At 38.0% G+C, this 10,178-nt stretch carries 5 protein-coding genes; all 5 read right to left on the bottom strand.

Features of this window, described 5'->3' with window-relative positions:
- Positions 1-218, bottom strand: a 218-nt coding sequence (locus VHP32_01740; GenBank protein HEX2786597.1) for a hypothetical protein, incomplete at its 3' end; no start/stop codon positions are given.
- A gap of 85 nt (positions 219-303) precedes the next feature.
- On the bottom strand, positions 304-435 hold the full coding sequence (locus VHP32_01735) for a hypothetical protein (GenBank protein HEX2786596.1): 132 nt from the start codon (positions 433-435) through the stop codon (positions 304-306).
- A 68-nt stretch (positions 436-503) separates the two neighbouring features.
- Complete coding sequence (locus tag VHP32_01730) at positions 504-4,115, bottom strand: T9SS type A sorting domain-containing protein (GenBank protein HEX2786595.1); 3,612 nt, start codon at positions 4,113-4,115, stop codon at positions 504-506.
- Between the two features lie 17 nt (positions 4,116-4,132).
- Positions 4,133-7,195 (bottom strand): hypothetical protein, encoded by a 3,063-nt coding sequence (locus VHP32_01725; GenBank protein ID HEX2786594.1) that lies wholly within the window; start codon positions 7,193-7,195, stop codon positions 4,133-4,135.
- Between the two features lie 4 nt (positions 7,196-7,199).
- On the bottom strand, positions 7,200-10,172 hold the full coding sequence (locus VHP32_01720; protein ID HEX2786593.1) for a hypothetical protein: 2,973 nt from the start codon (positions 10,170-10,172) through the stop codon (positions 7,200-7,202).
- Between the last annotated feature and the right edge of the window lie 6 nt (positions 10,173-10,178).

Here is a 10,178-nt window from a genome sequence, read left to right as displayed (position 1 = left end):
CTCCCTTCAACAACTTTTTGTCCTGTAGATGCATTTACAACTTCTCCGAAAAGATAAACATTAACGGATGCGCCTGTGTTTGTGAGTGTTACCTTCCACAGGTTATCTGCCTTAAACTGAAACGGAGGCGGCTGCTGAAGCATGACGGTGACCTGTGAATAGGAAATAGAAGCATATGTTATCGAAATCAATATTAAAAAAAATATTTTTGTTTTCATTTTATTCGTTTTTTAATTTTTTATTTAATCAAAATAAAATCATCAAAATACTACCGAAATCTTCATCAGATATTTTATTTCAAAATTATAAATCTGCAATGCTTAGCTTATTCAACGGAGAACGCTTCATTTTAAATATAACGTTTTGAGCAGTTGCACTTGCAACCAAAGCACCGAATAGTGTTAATGTAGAGAAAAAGAGTGTTAGAATTTTCATATGTTTGTTCTTTAAAATCATTCTTAATTATATTCAGCACTCTTGATTAACAAGGGTGCTGAATTGTTTTATTTCTTGCAACCGCAATTGGAGGTTACCGTTTTTGAGATAATCACTTTATTATATTCTGTTTTGTTATTGTATTCAGATTTGTAATAGTATTCACCATCAGGTAATTCGAGCGAATTTAAATCAAAACTATATTGACCGGTTTTTATAAAATCATCAAATACTTTCATAACTTCTTTGCCATGTAAATCATATACCGTAATCTTCATCCGGGTATTTTTTGTAATCTCCATATTAATAATACCTGCAGCTTGTCCACCGATGTCTTGATTTTGGACAGGTTCGGTTGAATAAGTTAATCTGTCTTCTGAATCGGGTTCGAATAAATCCGATGAACCTTTTTTATCCAGCTTTCTTTTTTCCATTTCTTCAAACTGTTTTCTAAAATCCTGCTCCAATTTTTTAAATTGTTCTCTCGGATTTGAATTTGGCAAGCGGGTTGGTGGTTTGCGTATAATTCTTGAACAGATAACAGTATCACAGGTTAAACAGGTTGTATCAGTAAAAGTATATTTTATGCAGAAATCAATCGTATCGGCGCAGCAGGTAATGCTCGAAGGAGGAGGAACGATAACCGTAAGCTTCAAATCAATGCCTGAGGAGGTATTAAGATTTGTACCGGGTGAATTATCTCCTCCCCAAACTAATTCCCTCAAATTGTTTCCATCAGTAAATGCTCCTCCCGTAGTCATTGAAGCAATATGGCAAGACAAGCCGGGAATGGGGGATGGACAGGGAGTTCCGAATTTTAACTCCGGCCATAGAGAACCGTACAATGTGGGCATTCCCAAGCAGGTATCGCAATCTGGATTTGAGGTCTTCTTTTCAAAATAGCTTAAAAATGCTCTTACTTTTTTTATTCTATTCGGACCTGCTTTGATGTTTGATTTCACTTCATATATGAAAGGGTTGTTAGGGTCAAGCTGTCTTACGGATGAAGTAATTTTAGTTTCGAAATTGTCGCAGCAGTTAATACTTCCGTATCCGTCAGGAGAGCCAGCACAGCTTGTGCAAATGTCATCAATGTATGCATATCCATAATGACCACCTTGAGCACAATCAGCAACCATAAACTCCACAGTAACTTCCTCTCCCATTAAACTACTTAAATCCAAAGAACCGCAAGACCATTCTCTATAGACGATATTCCCGGGAGCATTTTCAAAAAAAGGATCATTGCCATCAGCAACTTTTAAAAAGTTTATGTTTGGAATTATTGAACCATTGGATTTTTTTACTCTGACAAGAAAAAATGGCTGCTGCTCCCATGGGTGATTGATTGGATTTTCCAATACTAACGCATACCAAAATCTGAATATAGAACTTGTATTATCAACTGTAAATTTTTTTGCAAGTACATCAGTCCCATATAAAGTTGAAGAATTATTAATTCTTACACTGCTATTGCCCGTTTTTACTTTATTTAAACTTGGTACATTAGCATCCGGTCCTGGAGTCATGGTTTCGACCGAATGTAAAACTGAATATGTTCCATAAATATTGGTAATCGAGATTGGCAATGATGAACTGATTAAGATTCCATTATTATTTTTATAATATGTAGGACCAAAATTAACAGTAGTATAATCATTATATCCGTACGCACCTGAATAACCTGCTAAACCATTTTCAAATCCGCCATTGTCGCATGCAGCAACGGTATTATTTGGTAGTATATACCGCAATTCAGGATGTTTCTTTATTGTTTGATACTCATTAAATACATTTTCATAAAATTTTAACTGTTCATCCATACTTAAACTTTCACTTGGTGAACGTTGTATTGCATTTAATACCATTTGTTTATCAAATGTCTCCATATTATATAAATCCAATTTTTCCAGTGTGTCTGAAGTTTCCTGAATATGATTTTTATCTGTTACTTTTTTAAGATTTTCGCTTATAGTCTCATAGGAAGTTTTAGTAATTTCAGATAGCTTGTTTTTTGATGTCTCATCACTGTGTTTATCACTGCTACCCGATGCACTAATAGTTATTCCGGTGCTCGTTCTAATAATTTTTCGGCATACTACGGTATCACACGTTACACAAGCTGAATCTGTAAATGAAAATCTTATACATAACCTTATTGTATCGCTGCAGCATTTGAGCTGTGAAGCCGGCGGCAATGCCATGTTAAGCTCAATCGGCTGAGGAGTCGTCATAAAAACACCCGGCGCAGCAGAACTAAATGCTACTTCACGGCTGTAAGATGCAGTCAATGGAGCCGAAGCTAATTGTCCTGCTCCGAATCCGTTAAGGTTGCCTCCAGTAAAATTCCCTGTCAGCATTGTGCTTGTTACACACTTATTGCACATAGGTTTGCTCCAATTCTGATAGAAGTAAACCATTTCTGCTGTAACTTTTATGATAGGGTTAGGACCTGCAATTAAACCTGCTGAAAAAACCGGACGTTTTCCATTATCAGAAATTTTTATGTCTTCGATTTTTCTTGTAAACCCTTCACAACAGGAGCATCTTGGAAGTACTAAATTATAATTTCCGTCTGTCTGATATTGCAATTGACTTCCAAAATTTTGATCCTTAATGCTAATATTCATTTTTACAAGTGATGGATTAGTAGTAATTATGCTGCCCGTTATAACTATTGCCGAATTGTAAGGAAACAAAGTGGTATTCATTAAAAAAGGAGAATTAAATGCAATGTTTGTTCCCGCGGCACTGGGAGGAATTGCACTGATTGCTGTTATTACTGCATTTGCAGATGGTCCTCCCCCAGCACTTGGATTCATATTTGTTAGCTTAAGAGTAAAATTATATTTATTTTTTACTATAGGATCACACACAGGAGTAAAATCAGATAGGACTAATGGAGTATAGTAAGTTGTCATCATAAACATCCATACATTGCTCTTCATCTTGCCTGCCTCAATCATCCAGACATATTTTACACCGTTCTTAAATTTTGGCGCAGATGAAGGATACTGGAAAGTTGTCATACGTATATCTTCCTTTTCAAAAAAAGCTTTATTCTTTAGCATCGCATTTTCAGCTGATTCATCTCCTGTTATTTCAACAATTTTGATTTTATAAGAACCTGCATCTCCGATTGCCATCCAGGAAAATATGAGAGGAGAGTCAGGAGCAACCTGTTCATTATTTCCCGGAGTTAGTAAAGAAATTTCTCCCTCAGTTTCTTTTTGTATAACTTGTTCTATACATTCATTTCCTATATCATCGTTTGTACCTGTCTGCTTTGCTGTAACGCATATTGTGTATTCCCCGTCCGGCAAGTTTCCTGCTCTCATAAGAGCTTCTTTATACCGCTGGTCTGAATGAACATAATTTATGTCGGGAGTTTGGGGCAGGTCGCTTACTTTGAACTGCCGGGATTCTCCTTTCTTTAATTTTATCGGCATAGTCTGCCCTGTCGCAATAAGTCCGGCTTTGCTTTCGGTCAGAGTTCCGAATAAAGAAAACTCCAAATCCTCATTTGATGTGTTTTTTAATGTGAACTTCCACAGATCGTCCGCTCTAAGTTGATTGAGTGCAGGACGGCTATATTGAATCTCTATCAGATTCTGAGCTGAAGCATTAATCGAAGAGATTAATGCAATCAAAATAAAAATAAATAGTTTGGGTCTTCTCATTTTTTTTTATTTTATAATTATGGACAATTTTGACATTCGCTTACAATTATTGAATTAATTTTTGAACATTTGTTTCTAATTTCAATCACTGCTTTTACCTCGTCTCCTTCCAAAACATTTAAGTCTCTTGTTACGATGTTACTTGTAACAGGGTCGTCTGTAGCTATTAAAATGCCGTTTACATACCAACTGCATATTACTCCGCAGCTTATGGGTGGCAAAATAACACTGAAACTTGCCGGTCTATTCTTACAGATGCAATCTCCTCCACTGAAAATAAAATCAAAATTTGAAACACCTACAGTTCCTGAAATTATCGTATCACACGATGCATCAAAGTCATCGCGGACGTTATTGAAGATTATTATATTATAACCTCCCGACTGAGTTGCGGTAAGAAATTGCTGATTTCTTGAACCTGATATTACATTTCCGTTATGATACCATTCAAAGTATGTATTATCATCAAGCATTGGTCCGCTTACATGCGCCTGAAGCTGAACATCAGGACACAGGAAGTTTCCGCAATTATTAGGAGCATAACTGACGGATAAATTAAACGGCTGCTGAACAACAACTTCTTTTACAGCGGAAAAGACCTCGGCGCATGCCCCGTTTCTAATGAGAGCTCTGTAATAGGTTGTTACGTGGAGACGGTTTGTGTTTTGATTTACATATGTTGCACCGGACATGTTAATAAAAGGTCCTGCTGCATTTTCAGACATCTGCCATTGGATTTCAGCTCCGCAGTGATTATTTAGATGTAAAGTAGTTGCATCAAGAAAGCAGAGAGTGTCCCTGTCGGCAGTTATATTTCCTGCTATTGGATTTGAATAAACTGTTATGTCAATTCTTTTGGAAACCTGATTGCATTTTCCTTCACAGAACACAGCTTCGTAAGTATAAATCTTTTTTGTTCCGGGGCACTCTGAGATTAACGATGTTCTGCTTATTGTTCTGGTTGACGATGCGCCTATATATGTTCTTATATTGCCATCGATTCTATACCATTTGATATCACAGCCGCACTCTGTTTGCGCAGGAAGCCGGCTTGTTGATGCAGTCAGAGTTATGTCTTCCTGCCTGCTGCAGATTTCAATTCGTGATGCATCCACAAATATTTCCGAAATTCTCGGACGAACCGTTACGGTTTTCACATCTGAGGTGCAGGCGGGATTGGTAGTAACACATTGATATCTGTAAACAGTGTTAGTGCATCCGTTCGAATACAAGTTGCCCGTGTTATAAGTTGTTCCGCTAACAGGCGTTCCTGACACTGTGATTAAATTAGAAGGATTCGACGCAGGAACTTCTGAAGGATTTGTAGTTCTGTACCACTTTACATCTGAGGCATTTCCTGTGAATCCTGTCAATGTAAGAACAGTGCCTTCAGGATTACATATTTCAGTTTCTTCATTCGGACCAAGGTCAATGAACTCGCACGGCATATCTTCAACTTTCACTCTGAATGCGCAAATCCTGCATTCCTGTATCCCGCAGCTCGAAGTTACTTCAACAAGATAGTGACCTATGTCCGGAGCAGCAAATGTGAAATTAGCCTGACCGGTACCTAAGTAATTAGCCGGTGTGGTTGTAATTATATTCCCGGCGGGATTTTTCACAACCCAGCTAAAGCTTTTGGCGCATCCGGGCGTACACGGAATATCATATAATATGGTTATTAATCCGTTTCTGGGGAACGGTCCTATTGTATTTACAGTCAATGGATTGCATCTTATATTTTTCTCAATAACATTTCCGAATGCGTCTTGAAATCTTGCCACATTTCTTGGTTCAATTCTTCCCTCACATGTACATTTTGGTAAAGCTCTAAAACCTGTGCGAATTATATCATTTGTGCAGATTAAATTGTCGCACTTCGGTGTAATAGTAATATTGTAAGATGCAAAACTTGGGCAGTTAATTAGGTTAAATGTAATTACGGCAGTGTTTGGATAAGAAACTACAGTACTTCCGGTTATCGGTGTTATGAGACAACCAGTGGGAATTAAAACAGGATTTATCGAATAGAGATAGGTAATCGGGCAATTATTTGGTATCAAATTTCCGCACTTATATTTTAATTTAAGTCGGTAAATTCGTCCTCCTTCAAGAAGGGGCAATGTGACTCCATTGCTTAAGTTTGCAATAAAATTATCTTGTTCATCAAAAAGCTGGGCTAGGTCCCAACCGCTGCAATTATTACACATTGCGCTGGAATTTATTTGAAATGAGCACGATGTGTTGCAAACATTATTGCCGCATTTTGAATTTATTACCACACGATATTGTCCGGCAGACAGACCTGAAAAATTACAACTTAATGGATTAGAATTTCCAACAATAACAGATTCAGTTACAAACAGCCAAAATGAACCAACCCTTCTGGAAAGAGTTATACGCATTTCCTTTGAACAATCCGATGGGGAGCAAAGTATATTAGCTCTTACACTGAAAGGAACTCCTGCCGGTAAGGAAACCGAGCTTGGATTTGTACATGCTAAGGAAATGGTCTGCACGGTGCCATGCACATAACTCAATTGGATATTTGAAAGGGGTGTTGGAGCACAATCACAAATGGAGCATTCAGGTATTCTTATTACTACATCCTGATAATAATATGAAAATAGATTTTTTTTTACTACGAATTTTAAAGTTATATTATTCCCAACTGTAGTTGTTGTTCTAATATTTAAAGTATATTGAGTCTGTAAATTACCAGTAAGTATAAATGGAATTACATTGTTTGATATTAAATCTGATGAATTGCCGGTACTTAAAGCTGATATTGTCCCTGAAAAATTCGGTGTAATGCTTAAAGTAACTGAATAAGTTTTTCCCTGCGCTCCATTATTCGCAATGCAGACAATTTGCGTTGAATTAACAGTAAAAGCCGGCGGAGGATTGAACCCGGTTTTCATTTCTGATAATTTTTCGGAAATCACGCCTGCAGATTTCAAAAGATTATCCTGCCCGAATAAATCATTGCACACCATTATCTTGAGAGATAGTAAAACCAAAATCTGAATTATTCTTATAGTATTAATTTTTTGCATATACATATTTTTTTTAGTTTTCATGATACTATTGGCAAAATTTAAATGTTTTATTGTAAACTACAGGGCATCCTCCCTGAACTGCATTAGCTGTTATGGTCAAAACCGATACGTTTGTGATACCGTTAATCGTAACAAAAACTCTTTGTCCGTCGGAGGTATTGTTGGTGAATGTGACACCGGGTTCCGAAGCTGTCCATGTATATGAAGTGAATCCCGGAGATGCAATAAGCTCAAACTGGGCCCCGTTGCACACGCAGCATGGACCTTCAACACCAAAATTTGGAGAACCGTAAAATATTTCCTGTGAGTATGCTCTGGTATAACAGCCGCTGTTGAGCGTGAGCGTGATAACACCCTCCTGCGTAACATTTACTGCTGTTCCAGGGAATGGTGTGCTGGGGGACCATGCTCCGCTTTGAAGAATAGAAGCAGAACCTCCGTATGGGGTAAAGCTCCAGGTATAGTTTATATCAAATCCCGAAGGACGTGAATAATTAAGCTTGTCAGTTAAGTCAAAATTAAAATCCAGCGGCTGGTCGCAGGGAATATCACGGTGAATTTTGTTATCGATTTCGGAAATGTCAAATGGAGGAACAGGATAAACGACAAAAACTGCCCCGTAATATTCTAATGTGCCGCATCCGGCAGACCCGGTAATTTCTACTTTAAAAAATCTTGTAACCTCAAGCGGGTTGGTGTTCCAGAATCTGTTATCACCGCCCGGAATAAAAGCAGTCCAGTTTGCATTGTTGCTAAGCGGTGCATATGATGAAATATTATTATTTTCAAACTGGCTTAAGTTTAAGCTGAAATCAAAATTTTCATCATCAAAATAATACCATTTTACTGTATAGCCCTGAGGGAATAAAGTTCTGTCATCACTTCTGAGCAGAGTAATGTTAGCATCGCACCATTGCTTTGTAGTCAGATGATTGCTGCATGGATCCAGATAGGGTTCACAACAGGCAGGCAAGACTCCCGGAATTATATGCGGCTGAATGCAGACCAAAGCCGGAGGCGGAGGACCAAGCACATCAACGGTTGTACTTAAGCTCTGTTGTGCACCGCTGCAATCATTGAATGTAGTTGTAAATATCGTAGTCTGGGTTAACTCGGCTGAATAAATATACGGATCTGTATTGATATCAGTAACCGGTGGAGTTGTTGACCAGGTAACAGTGCCCGTATATCCTGATAACGTAACATTTACGGTTCTGTCAGCTGCAGGCGCGGTTGAGCATACCGATAAAATTTGAGAACTTAATTGGACATTTGCGGTCGAAACGCCTACTTCTACAGTTGCAACCGAGCTTGTTCTTATATTTCCGCAGGGGTCTGTAATTACGCAAACAAAGCAATGCTTTCCCATAGGTAAACCCATATCTGTATTAAAACTCGGACTGTTAACGCCTGAAAGCACAGACCATATAGAAGTATTAAATACAGGACAGCTTCCTGATCCGCTATTATAGTAATACCATTGGAAGTTAAATCCTGATGCATTAGCTGGAATTCCTTGAATGTAAATTTGCTGGGAAATTCCCTGGCAAACAGTAGATGTTTGCGGCAATGATGTATATTGAAGTGTCGGATCGTTAACAAAAATTGTAAACGATTTTGTTACTTGACATCCACGCGGTCCTATCATTGGAAATAAAGGAGGAGAAGGACGCTCATAATACACAGTAATAGTATGAAGTCCTGCACCGGCAGTCGACGGATTGAACATTATGTTTGCCCCGCTTCCTGATATCCCGTTACCACTCGCTGTTAGGGTACCTGAATTATCAGGTGACTGAGTTATTAGATTGCTTATATTTATTGGGGATTGTGTTGTATTAAGACAAGAAGGAATATTGTTCAATGTAATCTGCGGATTAGCATAAAATTGGACGGTAAATGTTTTATTTACTAAATCAGTGCAGGTGCCGGAATAATTGAAACTATATGTAACAGTATAAGTAATATTATTTGATAAATTCGGATCAGTTGAAAATGAAATTACGTGGTTAGTGCCGGATGATGAACCTGAAACTGATGTTGTAATTCCGGTTGAAGGAGAAACACTCCATGTCATTGTTCCATTTGCGCTTGTTGTTCGTGAATAGGTTCCCCCATGACAGTATCGCGGTCCGGGATACTGTTCCGATCCCCATAAAACGCAGGGTAAAAAAATAGGTGCAAATGCATAAACACCTGAGGTTAGAATTTCCTGGTTGTTGGAATTTACAACTATCCACCAATAATATTTTTTATCTTTATTAAACTTTTTATCGGTAATCTTATAGTTATAGGACGTTGCCTTTAATCCTTTTATCTCATTAAAAACCTTATTTGTCGCAATAACTTCCTGCGAATTCTGATTCTCATTAGCTTCATAAATTTTTAATGTGTATGTAATCTCGCCGGCAGGCTTAGGTATCGGCGCAGTCCACGAAAAAAGAGGCACAGCAAGTGAATCTAAAGTTTCGCCGTCTCCAGGAGTTAATAATTCAACAAACGCCTCTTCTGTAATTTTTATCTCTTGCTGCATGCACTGCTCAATACTAAGTTCATCATTTGTGGAAGCATCCATTGCAGTAACGCAGATTTCGTACTCGCCGTCAGGAAGAGTTCCTGCTCTCATTAATGCTTCTTTATATCTCGGGTCAGGATGAGCATAGCTTATGTCAGGAGTCGAGGGTAAATCGCTGACCTTGAATTTCTTTGACTCGCTCGGATTTAGTTTTATCGAGACTGTTTTTCCGGTCGCTATAAGTCCGGCTCTTTCCTCTTTTAAAGTTCCATATAAATAAAAGCGCAGCTCCCGGTCAGTGTTATTCTTCAGCGTAAAATTCCACATGTCATCCGCCCTGAGCATATTTAGCGGAGGTCGGATATAAGTAATCGTAATCGGCTTTGAATTCTGCGCATTCAAAGCCGGCATAAAAAGCATGAAGATGATTAATATATTAACACAAGCATATAAATTTCTTGCAAGGGTAAATGAATTTTTCATAAAATT

This window comes from Ignavibacteria bacterium (genome assembly GCA_036262055.1).
GTDB lineage: Bacteria > Bacteroidota > Ignavibacteria > Tepidaquicellales > Tepidaquicellaceae > DATAJP01.
The sequence above is the reverse complement of the archived record's forward strand: the minus strand, read 5'-3'. Positions and strand labels throughout refer to the sequence as shown.